This is a genomic window from Dyadobacter koreensis, assembly GCF_900108855.1.
In the GTDB taxonomy this organism is placed as follows: domain Bacteria; phylum Bacteroidota; class Bacteroidia; order Cytophagales; family Spirosomataceae; genus Dyadobacter; species Dyadobacter koreensis.
The window spans coordinates 91,355-111,125 of record NZ_FNXY01000002.1 but is presented as its reverse complement, the minus strand read 5'-3'; the positions used below and the strand labels follow the sequence as shown (position 1 = coordinate 111,125).

Annotated in this window: 14 protein-coding genes; 6 read left to right on the top strand and 8 right to left on the bottom strand. The window is 40.8% G+C overall.

Annotated features, from left to right (window positions below):
• Positions 1 to 9 precede the first annotated feature (9 nt).
• From BMY70_RS05120 to ahcY, 4 genes are all read left to right on the top strand, one after another.
• The gene (locus BMY70_RS05120; protein WP_090334714.1) at positions 10 to 1,317 is read left to right on the top strand and encodes a UDP-N-acetylmuramoyl-tripeptide--D-alanyl-D-alanine ligase; all 1,308 of its coding nucleotides are present in this window, start codon (positions 10 to 12) and stop codon (positions 1,315 to 1,317) included.
• A 228-nt stretch (positions 1,318 to 1,545) separates the two neighbouring features.
• Entirely contained in the window at positions 1,546 to 2,097 is a 552-nt protein-coding gene (locus BMY70_RS05115; protein ID WP_090332927.1) for a peroxiredoxin, read from the top strand.
• A gap of 126 nt (positions 2,098 to 2,223) precedes the next feature.
• A complete protein-coding gene (locus tag BMY70_RS05110; RefSeq protein WP_090332924.1) occupies positions 2,224 to 2,814 on the top strand; it encodes a carboxymuconolactone decarboxylase family protein in 591 nt (196 codons plus the stop codon).
• Positions 2,815 to 3,184: 370 nt separating this feature from the next.
• Entirely contained in the window at positions 3,185 to 4,501 is a 1,317-nt protein-coding gene (ahcY, locus tag BMY70_RS05105) for an adenosylhomocysteinase (protein ID WP_090332922.1), read from the top strand.
• Positions 4,502 to 4,595: 94 nt separating this feature from the next.
• Here the strand turns inward: ahcY and BMY70_RS05100 are convergent, their stop codons facing one another.
• The 8 genes from BMY70_RS05100 to BMY70_RS05060 all read right to left on the bottom strand — a co-directional run bounded on the left by BMY70_RS05100 (position 4,596) and on the right by BMY70_RS05060 (position 15,956).
• Positions 4,596 to 5,456 (bottom strand): mechanosensitive ion channel family protein, encoded by an 861-nt coding sequence (locus BMY70_RS05100; protein WP_090332919.1) that lies wholly within the window; start codon positions 5,454 to 5,456, stop codon positions 4,596 to 4,598.
• Positions 5,457 to 5,653: 197 nt separating this feature from the next.
• Positions 5,654 to 6,304 (bottom strand): outer membrane lipoprotein periplasmic chaperone LolA1, encoded by a 651-nt coding sequence (gene lolA1 / locus BMY70_RS05095; RefSeq protein WP_090332917.1) that lies wholly within the window; start codon positions 6,302 to 6,304, stop codon positions 5,654 to 5,656.
• Positions 6,305 to 6,489: 185 nt separating this feature from the next.
• The gene (locus tag BMY70_RS05090; RefSeq protein ID WP_090332913.1) at positions 6,490 to 7,389 is read right to left on the bottom strand and encodes an ROK family protein; all 900 of its coding nucleotides are present in this window, start codon (positions 7,387 to 7,389) and stop codon (positions 6,490 to 6,492) included.
• A 6-nt stretch (positions 7,390 to 7,395) separates the two neighbouring features.
• A complete protein-coding gene (fucP, locus tag BMY70_RS05085) occupies positions 7,396 to 8,646 on the bottom strand; it encodes an L-fucose:H+ symporter permease (protein ID WP_090332910.1) in 1,251 nt (416 codons plus the stop codon).
• A gap of 33 nt (positions 8,647 to 8,679) precedes the next feature.
• Positions 8,680 to 9,924 carry a glucuronyl esterase domain-containing protein gene (locus BMY70_RS05080; protein ID WP_090332907.1) on the bottom strand — a complete coding sequence of 415 codons (1,245 nt, stop codon included), beginning with the start codon at positions 9,922 to 9,924 and terminating at the stop codon, positions 8,680 to 8,682.
• 193 nt (positions 9,925 to 10,117) lie between these two features.
• A complete protein-coding gene (locus BMY70_RS05075) occupies positions 10,118 to 12,694 on the bottom strand; it encodes an FtsK/SpoIIIE family DNA translocase (RefSeq protein WP_090332905.1) in 2,577 nt (858 codons plus the stop codon).
• A 65-nt stretch (positions 12,695 to 12,759) separates the two neighbouring features.
• Complete coding sequence (locus tag BMY70_RS05070) at positions 12,760 to 13,791, bottom strand: quinone-dependent dihydroorotate dehydrogenase (RefSeq protein ID WP_090332902.1); 1,032 nt, start codon at positions 13,789 to 13,791, stop codon at positions 12,760 to 12,762.
• Between the two features lie 536 nt (positions 13,792 to 14,327).
• Positions 14,328 to 15,956 (bottom strand): beta-N-acetylhexosaminidase, encoded by a 1,629-nt coding sequence (locus tag BMY70_RS05060; protein WP_090332896.1) that lies wholly within the window; start codon positions 15,954 to 15,956, stop codon positions 14,328 to 14,330.
• 246 nt (positions 15,957 to 16,202) lie between these two features.
• Between BMY70_RS05060 and BMY70_RS05055 the strand changes: the two genes are divergently transcribed.
• Together BMY70_RS05055 and BMY70_RS05045 are read left to right on the top strand one after the other, a co-directional pair.
• Entirely contained in the window at positions 16,203 to 18,632 is a 2,430-nt protein-coding gene (locus BMY70_RS05055) for a TonB-dependent receptor (protein ID WP_090332894.1), read from the top strand.
• A gap of 336 nt (positions 18,633 to 18,968) precedes the next feature.
• Positions 18,969 to 19,685, top strand: coding sequence for a hypothetical protein (locus BMY70_RS05045; protein WP_090332891.1), 717 nt, complete (start codon positions 18,969 to 18,971; stop codon positions 19,683 to 19,685).
• Positions 19,686 to 19,771 lie beyond the last annotated feature (86 nt).

The window sequence follows — 19,771 nt, the reverse complement described above, 5'->3', positions numbered from 1 at the left end:
AAAATTCCCATGCATACCTCTCTGGAACAGCTTTACGATATTTACCTCAAAGGCCACACCATCAGCACCGACACACGTCAGATTACAGCTGGCTGCCTATTTTTCGCTTTAAAAGGAGATACTTTTGATGGCAACACATACGCCGCAGAAGCCCTGAAAAAAGGTGCAGCTTATGCCGTTGTCGACAATCCGGACGTAGCAGTTGATGGTAAATTTTTATTGGTTGAAGACGTACTGACCGCTCTTCAGGATCTTGCGCGCCATCATCGCAAGACATTTACCTTTCCTGTTATTGCTCTAACAGGCTCAAACGGAAAAACAACGACGAAGGAATTGATTGCAAAAGTCTTGTCTATGAAGTACAAAATTTATGCAACAAAAGGTAATTTAAATAATCATATCGGCGTGCCTTTGACATTGCTTTCAATAGATGCTTCGAAGTATGAAATGGCTGTCGTGGAAATGGGAGCGAACCATCAGGAAGAAATTGCTTTGTTGAGCAGTATCGCACAGCCTACGCACGGCTTGATCACCAATATTGGAAAGGCCCATTTGGAAGGGTTCGGTGGCGTGAAGGGTATTGTCAAAGGCAAAGGTGAACTTCTGGATTATTTGTCTAAAAAGAAAGGAACTGTATTTGTCAACGCAGAGAATGAGGCGGTAATGGAGATGGTGAGCAAGCGCAGGGCGTTTGGTGAAATCGTCTTTTACTGCACCGCAAGCAGCCCTGTGAATCCAAAGTTAATACAGGAAAGTCCGGTTGTCTCTTTTGAGGGCAATAAAGGAAAAGTTGTTACCACGCATATCCCTGGACAATACAATTTTGATAACATCTGTGCTGCACTGGCGGTCGGGAATTATTTTGGGGTAACGGACGAAGACGGTTACGAAGCTGTCGCAAATTATCAGCCGGACAATAACCGCTCTCAGATTGTTAAGCGCGGAACAAATACCGTGATTATGGATGCTTATAATGCCAATCCATCATCCATGGCCGCCGCGATTAAGAATTTTGCTAATATGGAAGCTAAACATAAAATGGTTATTCTTGGCGATATGTTCGAGCTGGGCGAGGCTTCTGAAGAGGAACATCTGGCTCTGGGAAAACTGGTTGCTGACGCAAAATTTGACCTCGTGATTTTGTCAGGAAAACAGATGCAGTCTGCATTGCCTGCCTTACCAAAAGCATACTATTTCCCAGACAAATTTTCACTGCACAACTGGGTGATGGATAATCCCCAGCATGAAACATTGATCCTCATTAAAGGTTCACGGGGAATGGCTTTGGAATCTGTTTTGGGTGTGATGGCACAGTAACCGTCTTCGATTTGTATTATTACTTAATTTATTTGTTTAATTATATAGTACAAATTTATATACTTATAGATACCATTTATAGATCTGTATTTTTAAATAGAAAATATGAATTCATTTATTTAATTCAAGCATTACCTTAAATAGTACCACACCAATTCTTGCCTTGGGTTCCTGTTGTGCGTAGTTTTGTAACCAGAAATAATACAAACCACAGAAATCATAACAACAATGAAAAATACAATTGTATCCGTTGGATCTAAATTCCCTGAATTCAAAAAAATCTCAGTCGTTTCTCTTGAAAAAGGAAATGAATTTTACGATATCACGTCTGAGGATCATATCAATGCAGAGAAATGGATGGTAATGTTCTGGTGGCCAAAAGATTTTACTTTTGTTTGTCCTACTGAAATTGCTGAATTCAACAAAAAAACTTCTGATTTCGCGGACCGTGACGCAATCCTGATCGGTGCTTCGACGGATAGCGAGAACGTTCACTTGGCATGGAGAAAAAACCATGACGATCTTCGTGATCTTCAATTCCCTATGCTTGCTGATACTTCAAAATCTTTGGCAGAAGAATTAGGAATTCTTGAAGCAAACGAAAAAATCGCTTACCGCGCAACATACATTGTTGATCCACAAGGAATTATTCGTTGGGTATGTATCAATGACCTTTCAGTTGGACGTAACGTTGATGAAGTTCTTCGTGTACTTGACGCTTTGCAAACTGACGAACTTTGCCCTTGCAACTGGGTAAAAGGAGAAGCTACGTTAGCTTAATTCAAGATATAAGTTAAAATAAAGAAATGAGCCGGGCATTAAATCCGGCTCATTTTAAAAAGCTAACCGCTGATAGCTAAAAGCAAGTAAGCGCCTCATTTCTCCCCACTTCCAATTTCACTAAAAATGTATCCATTTGCAGCAACAGGGAACACGAAAGATTCTCTGTATAAGGAAATCAATCTGCCCGCAGAATTTGAAAGCGTGCTAATGAACAAGTTAGCGGCATTAGATCACCGCTACCTTAAGGACTTGAAGATCAACATTGGTAATGTTTTGAAATCACAAAACATCAACCGCAAAGAGGCATTATTAATCGCTCTCTCTGTTGCGATCAATGAAAAAAATACAGCTTTGATTTCGGCAATCGAAGAGCTTGCTGTAACCGAAGGTGCTGACGAAAAAGAAATTGCAGAAGTCACTGCATGTGTTTCTTTGATGAATGCAAATAACGTGTTCTATCGTTTCAGACATTTTATGGACAAGGAGTTTTACAACAACGCTCCTGCCGGGATTAAAATGAGCATCATGGTTAATCCTGTGCTGGGCAAAGAGTTTTTCGAACTATTAAGTCTGGTTGTTTCAGCACTTAACGGTTGTGAAATGTGTGTAACTTCCCATGAACAATCTGTACTTAATCATGGCGGAACTCAGGCTCGTATCTTTGACGCAGTTCGTATCGGAGCTATCTTCAAGAGCTTCACTGTATTAATTTAATTTTCTTATCAAGGCGGCTTATTAACCTAACTGATATCTTTATATACGAAGCGTTGCTCAAAAGGCAGCGCTTTTTGATTTTCGGGAAGTTTATTCTTTTGATAATCAATAGAAAAGTTCTTTTTGACAGGATAAGTTGTCATCGAGGGCGTTATACCAAGGTTCCCGACATCCGGCAAGCAGACAAAATATCTATACTCTTAATTTTTAACTGATTGAATTGCTTTAAAAACCAGGTATCTCTATCGTAATTAGATAGAATATCTAAATTTTAAATCAAAACCCCAATATTCATCTACAAATATTAATCCTGATGGTTTTTCTACTTAATTTTGTACCATTAAAATTGACAACAAAATCTAAATAGAAAATGGCAACGTCAACAGAAACGTACATTCCTTACAAGGTTAAAGACATAACGCTGGCCGAATGGGGTCGCAAAGAAATTACATTGGCAGAGGCTGAAATGCCAGGACTTATGGCAATCCGCGCTGAATACGGTCCATCACAGCCTTTGAAAGGTGCACGTGTTGCTGGTTGTCTTCACATGACGATCCAAACTGCAGTTTTGATCGAAACACTTACAGCTTTGGGTGCAGAAGTTACCTGGTCTTCATGTAACATTTTCTCTACTCAGGATCACGCAGCAGCGGCAATCGCAGCAGCGGGTATTCCAGTTTACGCCTGGAAAGGTATGAACGAGGAAGAATTCAACTGGTGTATCGAACAAACTCTTTTCTTCGGTGAAGATCGTCAGCCATTGAACATGATCCTTGATGATGGTGGTGACCTTACTAACATGGTATTCGACCAGTTCCCTGAATTGATCGAAGGCATTAAAGGTCTTTCTGAGGAAACCACAACAGGTGTTCTTCGTTTATACGACCGTCTTAAAAATGGTACACTTCATTTGCCAGCGATCAACGTAAATGACTCGGTTACTAAATCTAAATTTGATAACAAATATGGTTGCCGTGAATCGCTTGTAGATTCTATCCGTCGTGCAACAGACTTGATGCTTGCTGGTAAAGTTGCCGTTGTAGCAGGTTATGGTGATGTAGGAAAAGGTTCTGCTGAATCTCTTCGTGGCGCAGGATGCCGTGTTTTGGTTACAGAAATCGATCCAATCTGTGCGCTTCAGGCAGCAATGGATGGTTTCGAAGTTGTAACTATGGACGAAGCTGTTGAGCGTGCTAACATTATCGTTACCGCAACGGGTAACTTCCGTATCATCACGGAAAAGCATTTCCTTAAAATGCGTGATAAAGCAGTAGTTTGTAACATCGGTCACTTCGATAATGAAATCGATATGGCTTGGTTGAATTCTGCTTACGGTTCTACAAAATCTCAGATCAAACCACAGGTTGATATTTATTCGGTTGAAGGAAAAGACATCATCATCCTTGCTGAAGGTCGTTTGGTTAACCTGGGTTGTGCAATGGGTCACCCATCTTTCGTGATGTCATGCTCGTTCTCTAACCAGACACTTGCTCAGATCGAACTTTGGACTAATACTGCTGCTTACGAGAAAAAAGTATACGTTCTTCCAAAAGCACTGGATGAAAAAGTAGCTGCTTTCCACCTGGCTCACGTTGGTGCAAAACTTGATGTTTTGACTGCTGAACAAGCTGCTTATATCGGTGTTCCGACGGAAGGTCCTTTCAAAGCGGATACTTACAGATATTAATTTGTACTAGCTTTTAGCAATTGGCTTTTAGCTTTAGATCCCGGCCCGGATAATTCCTGGCCGGGATTTTCATATGGTGCTTGGCAAGTTTCATCTATTCTTTCTTTGGTTCCGCAGCTCCTTCCGGCGCTCTGACCGGAATTGCTATCCCATGAATATCAAAGGCAGATTTCAGCACTTTTATCGCTTCACTCTTTGCTGAACCCGGACCGATTTTTATCTGATCGATCCAGAACTGAACCTGGAAATCGATTGTGTTTGCTCCGAATTTGGTAAAACTAAAATCAACGGGTCTCGTATTACTTAGAAAACCCAACGATTGAACTGCTTCCAGACTTATTTTCTCAACAAAGGCAAGATCTTCATTAAAGGCGACACCGCATTCAACCTGGACTCTTCGCTCTCCTGAATGCGTAAAATTGGTAATAGGCTTTTGGAAAATATCCTTACTTGGAATTTCAACCTGCTGACCTGCGAGGTTATCAATAATCACAGACCGCAGGTTTATCGATTTAACTCTTCCTGTAAATCCATTCGTTTCAATAATATCTCCAACTTTGATGGGACGCTGAATTGCAATGAACGCACCGGAAATAAAATTGGTCGTTAAATCCTGAAATGCAAATCCAAGTGCAAGGGCGATAACACCCGCACCTGCTACCATAGACGTCACCGTTTTTTCTAAACCCAGAATTCCCAATGCAAAGAATAATCCGGTGGTCAATATCACAATTCTTGTCAGCGAAGACACAAGACTGACCAATGCTTCGTTTTGAGAGGCTTTCGCTAAAACTTTTGCCATTAACCGGCCGCCATATCCTGCCAGATATCGAAAAACCACGAGAAGCAAAATAGCCATGACCACATTGGGGATATAACCAATGCTGAGATCAAACCATTTGTCGAGTTTTACGAAAACAGGATCCACTTTTTTTGAAATTTCTACTAATAACATTAATGCACTCAAAGAATTTACTGCGCGAAAAATTCAGAAGCTGTAATTTTTCACATATTAAAATGTTAACAAACTTACTGCTTAAATGTTGTACTGTACACATCATTTTATTTGTCGAAATTTATTTTTTACTAAAACCAAAAAAGGGAAAGCTGATACCAGCCTCCCCTAACTATAAAATTATCTAACCTTATCGCTTACCGAAGATCAACAACTTCTACACCTGGAAATTGTTTCGAGTTAAATGTGAAATAAGTATCCGGTACAGCAACATCTGGCTGGAATTGTTCCACTTTATATGTTACCTTTTGTCCGTTTTTCTGGAAAATTTTCCAGCTGTTGATCGATTTATCTGCTTTGTTTACCTCAATCTGAACTTTATCAACCTGGCTATTTTTTCCTGTCGACGTCAGTTCAACCACTTCATAAGTCTTCGCACCTTCTTTCTTTTCTTGGAGGAAGGCATATTTAAACCCCTTTTTATAGGCAGAATAAATTCTTGTCGGATCCAGATCACCACCTGCCGACGGATCGAAATCCTGTAAATTCACTTCGTTGGTTTCTTTGATATAAGTTGCCATTAGTTTTCCGTCATTGAAAATTTCCTGTCCGGCCATTTTCAAACGAAACTTTGTCCCTTTCACCGTCGCATCGCCTTTCAATGCCTTTCCGCCTTCGGGAGTGTATGTAAAAATTGCTTTAAATGATTTTATTTTCTGGTACTTATTACTCATCGCCTCTAAAATCGCAGTTGATTTTTTATCTCCCTGCGCCTGAACGGTTGTCGTAAACACATTAGAAAGCACGACAATAGCGAGCACAAACGAGAAAATTGTTATTTTTTTCATAATCAATTATTTAATTCTAATTAAATTCTTTAAAAAGTATGCCAGGTTGAAAGGTGACTACAAATTTAGACAAAACTGCGAGACGTTAGTTTAAACAGCAAGAGAAGTCCTGGCCACATTGTCAAACGCTGTTTCCAGCATCGGACAATATAACCAGGACTCTTTTATTGTCTATTTTTTTAACTTTATAGCAACGCAGCTCCAAAAACACCTGCGCTGTCGCCAAGTTTCGGCTTTAAAATTGGCGTTGTAATAATACCATCGTTGAAGATATATTTTTTGATACGTTCGTATCCTTCGGTATAAAGCAAATCGATATTACCAACTCCGCCGCCAATTACGATCAGACCCGGGTCCAGCACGTTAATGAGTGTAGAGATCGCACGACCATAATATTCAAGCATCCGCTCGACAGTCGCCGAAGCGTGAACATTTGCTCCCTGGCGGTATTGCTCCAAAATAGTCTTCATAGACAATTTTTCACCGCTTTGCTGTTCATAAAAACGTTCCAAGGCCGGACCGGAAATAACCTGCTCCACACAGCCTTTTTTACCACAATAACATGGATGCCCGTTTTCTTCAAGAATGTTATGGCCCCACTCGCCGCCAATTCCATGATGTCCGCCGATAATTTTCTTATTGACAACCAATCCACCGCCAACTCCGGTACCCATAATAACACCGAAAACAACCTCAGCATTCGGATATTCTTTTCCTGCGCCCATCAAAGCTTCTGCCAATGCAAAGGAATTTGCATCGTTAGCCAGTTTCACAGGAATACCCAATATGTCTTCAAGATCCTTCTGCATCGGCTTTCCATTCAGACAAGTCGTGTTTGAGTTTTTCATGAGATTGGTTTCCGGCTCAGAAACTCCCGGCGTTGCAAAACCGATTTTAACCGGCTTCTCTCCGACTTCTTCCGCAACCAGATCAATCAATTTTTTTATTTGGGATAAAATATGGTCATATCCCTTATCGGATTCGGTCGGAAGCCTCTTACGGGCAACAACTGCTAAATCATTTTCAGAATCCAATACGGCACATTCAATCTTCGTGCCCCCTAAATCTATACCCCAGAGTTTCATTAAATACTATCGAACTTTGTAAAATTTATAACCAAACAAAAATATCACAAGATAGCAGATTATCGGCAGGTAATACGCCGAAGCTACGTCGTGTTCAGCAACTGCTCCCATAACAAAAGGGAAAAGAGCACCGCCAACTACACCCATTGAAATAAATGAAGAAGCTTGCTGCGTATGTGCTCCCAGATTTTTTAAACCTAAACTGAAAATCGTAGGGAACATGATACTAAAAAAGAAGTTCAGCATCAGCAAAGCAATGAAGGAAGGCCATCCCAGGCTTTGGCTGATCAGAAGACACATCACGATGTTGCAGGCCGCAAAAATGGCCAGCAATCTTGGAGGAGCAATAAATCGCATTAAAAAAGTGCCTACGAAACGTCCGGTAAGCATCAGTACAAAAAACAGGATCATCCATTTACTCGCAACGGCGTCCGTAAATCCCATTTTCTCATGACCGTAATTGATGAAAAATGCCCAGGTACCTGCCTGTGCTGCCACATTGAAAAACTGTGCTACTACGGCCCATTTAAAATGGCTATGTTCAAAAAGTCCCTTCTCCGGATGAGTATCCACGTTGGCTGCATCAGGATTTGCCACTGCCACGTGCGGATCGATTAATTCCGGCACTTTTACAAAGGAAAACAAAACCGCAATCGTGGCGATCACAGTTCCAATTGCGATGTACAACATCTTAACCGACGTCAGGTCAGTGCTTCCTTCCACGTGGTTTCCAAAAAGAAAATAAGAACCCATCCACGGCCCGATGATCGTACCAAGAGCATTGAACGCTTGTGCAAAATTGATACGCATATCACTCGTTCTTTGATCGCCCAGAGAAGCGACAAACGGATGCGCAACGGTTTCGAGCGTCGAGATACCACATCCCAGGATAAACAATGCAACTCCAAAAAACGGAAATGAAGCCGCCGCCGCCGCCGGAACAAATAAGAATGAGCCACCTGCAAAAAGTGAAAGTCCGAAAAGCACGCCTTTTTTATAGCCAAAACGTTTCATGAAAAGTCCCGCCGGAATACCCATCACGCCATATGCGCCAAAAATCGCAAATTGTACAAATGCCGACTGCGTTTTTGTGAGGCTCAATACAGTCTGAAAGTGTTTATTTAAAACATCGCCCATCGTAATGGCGATACCCCAAAACATGAAAAGAGAAGTGACGAAGATAAGGGTAATCAAGTATCTGTCTTCGGTAAATCGGGCCCTGGTAATTTCTTTACCAGACGAGGAAGTTGTTTGCATTGATATATTGTAAGATTAGTTGTTTAGATGTTTTTATTTTTGGAGGCGTAAATTAGAGAAAATTAAGAACTGTTTCCAATCAAAACTTGTAACATCGTGTCCGCCCTCCCGAATATGATACCCGATTTGTCCCATAACCGGTTGATTCAGGCCGGGAATTTCTTTCACCGGAAGACCATCGTTTTTTAGAAACCGGTAGACCTTGTCAGATTCCAGAGCAGTTGAAAATTCACCTGCAGGATCAGAGCCTTTATCGCCTTCGGCACTAGCAATGTAGACTGGCCTCGGAGCAATCAAATCAACAATAAAATGCTGATCGAAAGGCAACAATGTATCTTTGTCCATATATTTTCTAAAACTTTTGGCGTACCAATGCGGGAAAACAGTGTTAAGTCTGCGAATATTTTCTCCAATTCCCCGATGAAATAATTTCGCTCCGCCAGCGCCGGATTCGTTACTTATGACCAGGGCAAAACGACTGTCATTTGCTCCCGCCCAGAGCGCAGCTTTCCCTAATCTTGAAAATCCAAAAACAGCAACTTTTTTTGAATTAATATCCTTATCCGTTTCCAAATAATCCATTCCCCTACTCAGGGCCCATGCCCATGCAGCAACTGTTCCAAAGTTGTCCTCGCGATTTTGTAACTCAGGATATAACGGATGAACTCCGGTTTTAAACATTTCTTCTTTCCGGTCCGAAGCAATTTCTTCACGATACATCGTTGCCAGTGCAAAACCGGCGTCCAGAATACGATCAACCTGCCACTGCTTCGCATTCACGCCGCGACAAGCATCGGTTGCCTTGCCGTTAACCGAGCATGGAAACATTTTACTATTTTCCACCCAGGCTTCGGTCAGTTTAATTCCGGGGTCCGCGTTGATCGCCTGATTGCCGATAAAATTAAGGCCAATGATAGCAGGGACAGGATGTTGGGCTTTATTTGGAATATAAACGAGAAGATCAAATTTCGCTTCCCTGCCATTTTCTGTGATATGAATCGAAATTTGTTTTCGGGTTGCTTTCCCTCCTAGTGCATTTTTTTCAATATCAAAGGTCTCAAAACGTATGTTTTTTGGTCTGCCGGGCGAAGTGCCATACATTTCAGAACGGAATATTTTCAAAATTTCCTCACGGCGGGCCTGCCATTGGTTTGTTGTCGTAACCTTTTTCCCGTCTGAAAAGGTCAAAGCATCAGGAAGCAGAGGATACGCCGATTGACTATATGATACAGTATTTAGTATTGATAATAGAAAAAGTAACCAGCAACTACATTTCATTCAATTCTCAGTTAGCTATAATTGAAAAGCGGGGATCCCGCTATCTGATCAAAAGCAGATATTGAATTCCGTTTACTGATATCTTAATTGGTTGGAAGTGATTTATTATCGAATGCATATAAATAAAAACTGCCGATTCTGATATATCCGCACACATCAGAATCGACAGTTAAACAAATTTAATTTTCAGGAATTATCCACTTATACCCATAGACCGCATATGATCATCTACACCATTCAAATCATGAAACATTACGTCACGTGCTTTGCTTCCTGTAAATGGACCTACGACGCCTATCAATTCCAGCTGATCCATAATTCGACCTGCCCGGTTATATCCTAATTTCATTTTACGCTGAATAAGCGACGTACTTCCCTGCTGATGTGTCACGATCAAACGCGCAGCTTCGGGAAGTAATCCATCAAAATCATCCGTGTTAACCTCACTTCGCGACTCTGATCCTTCGTCACCTTCATACTCTGGTAAAGCATAGGCCTCATCATATCCGCGCTGCCCACCAATAAATTCACAGACATCCTCAATTTCTCTTGTATCAATAAACGGACATTGCAAACGGATCACTTCTGAATTAATAGCAAGAAGCATATCCCCCTGACCGACCAATTGTTCAGCTCCACCCATATCCAAAATCGTCCGGGAATCTATACTGGATGTTACACGGAACGACAAACGGGCCGGGAAGTTGGCTTTGATTAAGCCGGTAATAACCTTCACCGAAGGACGCTGCGTTGCAACGACCAGGTGAATTCCAACGGCACGGGCCAGCTGTGCCAAACGTGCTATCGGCGTTTCCACTTCTTTTCCGGCCGTCATCATCAAATCCGCAAGCTCATCAATTACAAGAACGATGTATGGAAGGAAACGATGTCCCTTTTCAGGATTTAATCTCCGCTGAGCGAATTTTGCATTATATTCTTTCAGATTCCTTACAGCTGCCTCTTTCAAAAGATCGTAACGGGAATCCATTTCGATACACAAAGAGTTCAGTGTAAAAATCACCTTTTTAGTATCTGTAATAATGGCCTCATCCGCATTCGGAAGTTTCGCCAGGAAGTGTCTTTCCAATTTATTAAAAAGTGTCAATTCCACTTTTTTAGGATCGACAAGCACAAACTTCAATTCTGCGGGATGCTTTTTATAAATCAGCGAAGCAAGAATTACGTTCAAACCAACCGACTTTCCTTGTCCTGTCGCACCGGCCATTAGTAAGTGAGGCATTTTCGCCAGATCGGCGATATGAATTTCGTTGGAAATTGTTTTTCCAAGGACGATCGGCAAATCGTAAGTTGATTTTTGAAATCTTTCGTTCATCAGAACTGAACGAATAAAAACGGTCTCCCGGTTTTTATTCGGAACTTCAATACCGATTGTACCGCGTCCCGGCATCGGCGCAATAATACGAATTCCCAGTGCAGCTAAGCTTAGCGCGATATCACCTTCAAGGTTTTTGATTTTTGAAATACGAACACCTGCTTCCGGAATAATTTCATAAAGCGTTACAGTCGGACCGATGGTTGCCTTAATTTTCGAGATATTGATTCCGTAGCTTCCAAGCGTTTCCACGATCTTGGTTTTGTTACTTTCAAGTTCTTCCTGCGTTACTTTTTCATGCTGGTTATCAATGACATCACTCAGCAAGTTATACGTCGGAAACTGGTAAGAAGGCAAATCTAGCATCGGATCATATTGTCCGAATTCACGCAGAATCGAAGCATTTACATCTTCATCATCTGGGATCTCAACAGCGTCTTTCGGCGTCAGCGCATCGGCGACTTCAAGTTCAAGCTCCACGTCAACGTTAGAACCATTTACCTGCGTTGCTACAAACGGAGTAATAACCGGCGTCACAGCGAGTTTACTGACTTCTTCTTTATTGATAACCTCCAGAACATGGCTGTTGTTCTGAATAACAGGTTCTTCTTCTTCTTTACTCTCCTCAGTTTCCGGGACAACATCGTCATCGTACGTATCATTAACAACCGACACATATTCAATTTCTTTCACAGGCTCAGGTTTGCTTTCAACATCCGTCCCCTGCTCCTCAGTAACTATTGTTGCTGGATTTCCTGCAACTGCTATTTCAGGCTCTTCCTCTTTTTCTGGTTTAGTTTGCCATTTATCCAACAGATTCTTTGCATCATAGAAATAAACCGCGAACACAAATAACGCAAAAATGATAGGCAGGATGCTTCCCCATTTCAACCAGTCGAACAACCAGACATTGATCATATAGCCAATACCACCTGAAACAAAACTGAGTGTATTTTCGGTATTACTCATCAAAACGATATAACCCATCAACGCGCTCACCCACAGGATGTAAAAAACAACTTCCTTAGTCGCTCTGGTCAGTGGCAATAATTCTTTTCCAAAAGCAATTTTCCAACCAGCCAGTATCGGTACGATGGGAAGCAACAATGCTCCTACGCCAAACCAGCGATAGACAAAAATATGCGAAAAAGTTGCACCGACTACGCCCAGAAAATTGCGCGTTTGTCTGCCGGCATCTCGGATTGATTCCTGCCCGAAAGCATCGACAACGCTTTGATCAGCAAGTCCGGTAACGATGTAGGATAAAAAGGAAACTTCCAGAATTATTCCTGTCATCAGAAAGAATATTCCCCATGCAAGCGTACTTTTTGGACTTGAAAAAATACTGTCCCAATCCAGAGATAAGTGAAAACCTGGTCGTACGCCCTCCTCTCCTTTTGCTCGTTGTGTGTTTCCTCTCGGCTTATTTACAGACATTTATCTCGGCTCTATTTTTTTATGAATGTATGAAGTGCTTTTTATTTTGTCAATCAGGAAGGCTATTATTTTGTTACCATCGCCTTACAAATTTTCTTAACCAGCCCTGGCCCTTCGTAAATGAAGCTTGAATAAATCTGTAAAAGACCAGCTCCGGCGTTACGTTTTTCCAGTGCATCAGCCGCGGAAGCGATCCCACCGACACCAATCACAGGAAACGCATTTCCCGACCTGTCACAAAGGTAACGAATAACCTCAGTAGCCCGGTATTTAAGCGGCTGGCCGCTTAATCCTCCTGCACCGATTTTATCAAGCGTATCTTTCGATGTTTTTAAATTCTCACGGCTGATTGTAGTATTTGTTGCGATAACACCTGCAATTCCTGTTTCTTTTACAATATCAATAATATCGTCCAGCTGGCTGAAAGTAAGATCCGGAGCAATCTTCAGAAAGATCGGTTTTGGGTTTGGCCTTTGTTTATTACGGATTTGAAGCTCTCTCAAAAGTTCTGTCAATGGTCCTTTTTCCTGCAAATCACGCAGGCCTGGCGTGTTCGGAGAACTCACATTAACCACGAAATAATCAACAACTTCAAATAATTCGTTGAAGCAAATAATATAATCACTTAACGCCTGTTCATTAGGCGTATCTTTATTTTTACCAATATTCCCACCTACCAGAATCGAAGATTTTCTATAACGAAGCTTTGCAGCAGCAACGGCGGCACCTTTGTTATTAAATCCCATCCGGTTAATTAATGCCTCATCTTCTTTCACACGAAATAAGCGTGGTTTATCATTTCCCGGCTGAGGGCGTGGCGTTACGGTTCCTATTTCAATAAAACCAAAACCCAGTGCTTCCAGCTGATCGACCATTTCAGCATTTTTGTCAAAACCTGCCGCAAGCCCAATCGGATTCCGAAAGCGTAAACCTGCCACTTCCTGAACAAGATCCGGATGTTCAAAAGTATATAAGCTCCTCAACAAAGCCGGAACACCAGGAATTTTAAAAGCGAACTTCAGCAGATCACAAACGAAGTAATGAATTTGCTCGGCATCGAACCGGAAAAAGATCGGTAGAAGAATATATTTATACATTCTGCAAAAATAGAATGTTTGAGGGGAAGGGAAGGAAGGTGTGAGGTTTTTTATTTTTGTCTTAACGAACTTGAGTCATTTTTTAGATCAAAACTTGAAATAGGAAATTGATTATATATTTTGAATTATTCAGCTATCCTTATCAAAAAAATCATCAATCATAACAATATCTCTTAGATCTTGTGGCTGACGCGCCAATATTGGCAGCTCTCGCAGATCATTTTCTGGTAAATTCGAGAAATTCGTTACTTTCTAAATCCAGGTAACTTTCTTTATATCAATCTTTTTTTAGCATTTGAATCTTTTTTATCCCCGTAAACTCATTAAACCTTCTCCTGTTCTCGAAGAATTTGATGTACCGTTCTCAGGCGTATCCAATTTCCCTTCACGCAAAGATTCGATATAAGGATCGTTTTTATATTTATATAACAATTCGCTTCTTCTTCGCCATCTCCAGTCAAAAGTATCATTGCGAAAACATAACAAAAAAGCATCCCAACCGGTGAGATGCTTTTCTTTATAAAATAATGGAAGCCTTATTTTTTCGCGGGCCAAACGTATTCAAATTTATCATTACCCGGTGCTCCGAAATAATTTACACCCAGGTAATCCAGGCGTTTTTTGTGCATTTCAAGACGCTTGCTGAAATCAGCAAAATCTTTTTGATCAGCCGAAGTCCAGCCTGTTTCAGCTATGGCTATGGCGCGTGGAAACACCATATATTCGACGTAAGCAGGCGTTTTCATATATTCGGTCCACACATTTCCCTGGACACCTAAAATATGTTTTGCTTCTTCCGCGGATAGTTCTTTCGGCGTTGGGTCATAAGAATAGGTCTCTGCCAGATTTGTAAACGACGGGAAAGCTATAGGCTGTGTCTTTTCATCTGCCTGATAATGGTCCAGATATACAAAATCACCTGGCGTCATCACCACATCATGCAATTCTTTCGCAGCAGTAATTCCACCTTCCGTTCCCCTCCAGCTCATAACGGTAGCGTTTGGAGAAAGTCCTCCTTCAAGAATTTCGTCCCATCCAATCATGCGACGACCTTTTGACGTAATAAATTTATCAATGCGTTTGATCACGTAACTTTGTAGTCCATGCTCATCTTTCAGGTTTTCTTTTTTGATCAGATCCTGCGCAAAACGACTTTCTTTCCATTGTACTTTCGGACATTCATCACCACCGACATGAATGTATTTGCTTGGAAAAAGATCAATTACTTCCGTTAAAACATCTTCCAGGAATTTTAACGTTTCCTCACGAGGCATAAATACGTCATCAAAAACTCCCCATTTAGTCCCTACCTGATAAATTTTGTCAGGATTATTTCCCAGTTTAGGATAAGCAGCCAAAGCAGCCAATGCGTGGCCCGGCATTTCAATTTCAGGAATTACATTGATAAATCGTTCTTCCGCATATTTCAAAACTTCCTTAATTTCTTCCTGTGTGTAAAAACCGCCATAAGGAGTCCCGTCATATTTCTGGTCTTTGTAAGCACCTTTCATTGTTTCTTTACGCTTCGAACCGATGGCTGTCAGCTCAGGATATTTTTTTATTTCAATTCTCCATCCCTGATCGTCCGTTAAATGCCAGTGAAACTGGTTTTGTTTGTGCAGCGCGATAAGATCAATATACTTTTTCACAAATTCCAACGGCATGAAATGGCGACAAACATCAAGCATCAAACCACGGTACTGATAACGCGGAACATCCTTGATCGTCACATATGGAACTGTCCACTTTATATTACTGACAACAGCCGGACTAAAAATTTCAGCGGGCAATAATTGCAGCAAAGACTGAACACCATAAAAGGCTCCTTTTGCTGTCTGTGCCTGAATGGTAACACCTTTTGGGGTTACCAGTAACCGATATCCTTCTTCTCCCAAGGTAACATCAGAAGAAATTTTGAATGTAATGTTCCCTTTACCCTTCACTGTTTTCAGAGAATATCCACTGGCTTTTGAAATCTGACCAGAAAGAATTTCAGCAACTTTTGTCCATTTATCATCTGCAGGAGCACCGATTTTTGTTTTGTTGCCGAGTGTCCATTCACCCTTGGCAACAAGCATTTGAGTTGGTTTGGGAATAATGTTTGGCTGCGCCCCGGCATTAGAAAACCATACCAGGCACAATACCATCAATAGAAAGCTTTTCATTAAACAAAGAATTAGGAAAACGTATTTATTAAATATTTTTAAAAAGTATGCAATTTAATGCTACTACATTTTAAAATACTATATTTCTTAATTTTTTGATAATTTTATACAATGAAATTTAAATACCACCCGTTGATTATATTTGTCGGATAAAGTGCTTTATGCAGTATATATCAATTGGATATACAGTTTACAGCAAGCTAGTCCCGAACCAATTCCTATCCCTAACGACTATAAAAATTAATAATGATTAAAGATTTATTTAATCCTTTACGGCTCCGTGTCTTCGCCATATCCGGGTTTCTTATCACCGCAGCTCTCCAAAGTCAAGCTTTTGAAAACCATCCAAAACATGCTCCGATCGATGGAGGAAAGCTTGTTGGAAAAATCGTTGAGGCGCCTAAAAATTCACCTGTAAGTTTTGCAACTATCGCCGTTTTGTTTGCCAAAGATTCGAGTATTACCAATGGTGTCATTACGGATGAGAATGGAGTTTTCACTATATCTGATGTAAAACCAGGAAATTATATATTGCGGGTAACCAACATGGGATACGAAACACTTTTTGTGCCCAATGTGCGTGTCGCAACCGAATCAAACATTATTGATTTGGGTACGTTAACGGTACTTGTTTCCGCTCAGAAACTTGATGAAGTTGTTGTTAAAGGTGAGAAAAGTATGATCGTGGAAGATATTGATAAGAAGATGATCAATATTGGAAAAGATATGCTCGCGACGAGTAACAATGTGAGTGATTTACTGGAAAAGGTACCGGCAGTTTCATTGGATGAAAATGGAAACCCCCAAGTCCGAGGAAAAGGTAATGTGGTTGTACTGATTGACGGGAAACCCTCAACATTATATGGCAGTGACCTGCCAACCGTTTTGCAGTCTTTTCCTGCAGATTTGATTGAACGGATCGATGTTTCAACCACGCCATCTGCCAAATATGAAGGCGAAGGCGCCTCCGGTGTTATCGATATTATAACGAAGAAAAATAAAATCAGGGGAATAAACGGCAGCAGCCGTTTGAGCCTCGGTTTGAAAGAAAACAATAATGCAAACGGTAATGTAAGTTTTCGTAAGGGCAAACTGGGCTTGAATGCCTCGGTAAATGGTCAGACACGCAACACTTTCTGGAAACGCAGATTAAATCGCGATAATTTCCTGGGAGACCAACCGTCCCGTCTGGAACAACGCGGAACGGGAAATAATACCAACAAAAATCTCTTTGGCAGACTTGGGGCCAATTATGATATTGATGATAAAAACGCGGTTGAAATTGGTGTTAATTACTCCCGTGACCAAAGTCGTAATAAAAGTGACCTGATGAATAATTCCGAACTGTTAACAGGGCAGATTCTGGATCATTTTGACAGAATAAACAGAAGTACAGGTAATGGCAGTAATCTGAGTACCAGTTTTGATTACCGTCATAAATTTAACAAAACCGATCAGCTGCTAACTTTTACGGCTAATTATTCTCAGGGAGAATCCGAGGGGACGTCCAACTATGATCAGCAAAATGTTATTGACAGCCTAAGTCGTTTCCAACAGAATCTTAGAAATAATAACAGCAGATCGCTTTTCCTGAATTCAGATTATACCTGGCCGATAACGCCGAAAGCAACGTTGGAAGTTGGCTTTCGCACACGTATTAATACCAACGATAACACAAATAATTTCTATTTATTAAACAGTGAAACTGGAAATTTCGAGTTCGATAATAATATCAGTAATATCTTTAATTACAAGAACTCGATTTATACAGGATATATGACATTCTCCAAGAAAACAGATCTTTGGGGAATGAGAGCGGGTTTACGCCTTACCGATTCTGATCAGCAAATCGATCAGGTTAATACGAACAGACAATTTTCAGTTCAGTTTGTAACACTGGTTCCCTCACTTTCGTTATCGAGAAAACTGGATGACAATTCGCTTCTAAAATTAAATTATAGCCGTCGGGTTCAGCGTCCACAAGCAGATTGGTTAAATCCATATACTGATGTTTCCGATCCTAGAAATCTTCAAACAGGGAACCCTGATCTCCGTCCTGAATTTACGCATAAGGCCGAAATGGCATATTCCAATTATGAAGATGCGGGCGGATGGGGCCCTTCCTTATTTATGGATTATTCCAATAACGCCATCACGCGCATAAGAACCGTTGACGCAGAAGGGATTTCTCTGACACAATATGACAATGTCGGTAAAGAAATGGCTTATGGTTTCGAAACTGATTTCTCCCGGAAAATTGGCGACGTGTTAAAAATCAACGGCAGCGGCCGTGTTTTTCGCAGTGAAGTCGTATCCGCACTAGCTAATATTGACAACCGGACGTGGAGCTATTCCGGTAATCTAAACGCTTTTGTAACGTTGCCAATGAATTTCCGCGCATCTGCCTATGTAAATTACGAAGGCCCGAGAGCAATTGCACAAGGCACTCGCCAAGGCGTGTTTGTGGCCAACATGGGTATCAGAAAGGATCTGTTGGAAAAAAAGGCAACACTTTCGTTCAATATTCAGGACATTTTTCTTTCCAGAGCATATAAAAGCCAGCTTGCCACGGATACGTATATGCAAAATTCACTTTGGCAGCAAACAAATCGCCTTGTCAATCTGACCTTTCAATACCGTTTTGGTAAAATCTCAATGAACGGCGACGAATCATAAACTTATATTGGGTTTATCCTCTAAAAAACAGAGACGAGCGATGATATGTCGCTCGTCTCTGTTTTTTTATTTCCAGTAATAAATCGTTTAATTATAATTCGAACCGCGGAATTAACAAAAGTATATCACAACCAAATATCAAAAAGCTTATACTTCATCCATCCCTATACGTTCAGGGTTGCTGATCTGGAACAGTTTTTGCTTCATGCTACAATAAATATGGTATTTTTACTTTTATCAGGAATGTTTAATATAATTTCTGACTAGGCTAAATTACTGGTTACTTATTGGAAATTTAGCCGTACCCTATTTTTAACATTTAACATAATTCATTGTATGAAGAAATTCATAGGTACATCGTTGAGCATATTAATGGCAGCTACGCTGTCATTTGCACAAACCAGAATCCCTGCAGATTCTATTTTCAATAAATATTACAACGCAACCGGAGGTAAGGCACTTTGGGACGGCGTAAAGACTTATAACGTAAAGCGAAATTATACCTCAGCTACGGCAACTCCATACACTGCAAACATTTCTGCTTCTGTCGCAGATAATTCGATTTACAAATCGAAAACCATCATGAACAGAAGTTTTGTATATGCAGTAAAAGGTTCTGAGGGCTGGATCAAGGTGCCTATGGGAAACCGGACGGACGTAAAAGATCTTAGTCAGGCAGATAAGGATAACATGAATTTTGAGCTGTATAAAAATCTGGCTCCCTTTATTGATTATCAGAAACGAGGATTTATTGCATCCACTGTGGGTACCGAGACAGTTAATGGCGTGGCTACAAATAATGTAGAGCTTCAGGGAAAAGGGGTAAAATACAATTTATATTTTGACGCAAATTCAGGGCTGCTCGTTCGTCAGAAAGAATCACTGGCAGGAATAGAGACAGTGACTGATTTTTCAAACTATACAAAATCAGCTTTTGGAATTCTATATCCTTCAAAACTGGTTGAAATTAACAGCGCCGACAAAAAGCCGATCACCATTACGTCAGTGGTCACCATTAACGAAGCGGTTAGCCCGGAATTATTCAAGCGTTAATCATTTTTGACTTTAATACATGAGTAGCATATTCGTCTGTCCGCAGATAATATCCTACTCATGTGGTTGTAAGACCAGCTATTAAC

Coding starts and splice junctions, on each gene's coding strand:
- BMY70_RS05120 (WP_090334714.1), top strand. CDS start 10: ATGCATACCTCTCTGGAACAGCTTTACGATATTTACCTCAAAGGCCAC.
- BMY70_RS05115 (WP_090332927.1), top strand. CDS start 1,546: ATGAAAAATACAATTGTATCCGTTGGATCTAAATTCCCTGAATTCAAA.
- BMY70_RS05110 (WP_090332924.1), top strand. CDS start 2,224: ATGTATCCATTTGCAGCAACAGGGAACACGAAAGATTCTCTGTATAAG.
- ahcY (WP_090332922.1), top strand. CDS start 3,185: ATGGCAACGTCAACAGAAACGTACATTCCTTACAAGGTTAAAGACATA.
- BMY70_RS05100 (WP_090332919.1), bottom strand. CDS start 5,456: ATGTTATTAGTAGAAATTTCAAAAAAAGTGGATCCTGTTTTCGTAAAA.
- lolA1 (WP_090332917.1), bottom strand. CDS start 6,304: ATGAAAAAAATAACAATTTTCTCGTTTGTGCTCGCTATTGTCGTGCTT.
- BMY70_RS05090 (WP_090332913.1), bottom strand. CDS start 7,389: ATGAAACTCTGGGGTATAGATTTAGGGGGCACGAAGATTGAATGTGCC.
- fucP (WP_090332910.1), bottom strand. CDS start 8,646: ATGCAAACAACTTCCTCGTCTGGTAAAGAAATTACCAGGGCCCGATTT.
- BMY70_RS05080 (WP_090332907.1), bottom strand. CDS start 9,924: ATGAAATGTAGTTGCTGGTTACTTTTTCTATTATCAATACTAAATACT.
- BMY70_RS05075 (WP_090332905.1), bottom strand. CDS start 12,694: ATGTCTGTAAATAAGCCGAGAGGAAACACACAACGAGCAAAAGGAGAG.
- BMY70_RS05070 (WP_090332902.1), bottom strand. CDS start 13,791: ATGTATAAATATATTCTTCTACCGATCTTTTTCCGGTTCGATGCCGAG.
- BMY70_RS05060 (WP_090332896.1), bottom strand. CDS start 15,956: ATGAAAAGCTTTCTATTGATGGTATTGTGCCTGGTATGGTTTTCTAAT.
- BMY70_RS05055 (WP_090332894.1), top strand. CDS start 16,203: ATGATTAAAGATTTATTTAATCCTTTACGGCTCCGTGTCTTCGCCATA.
- BMY70_RS05045 (WP_090332891.1), top strand. CDS start 18,969: ATGAAGAAATTCATAGGTACATCGTTGAGCATATTAATGGCAGCTACG.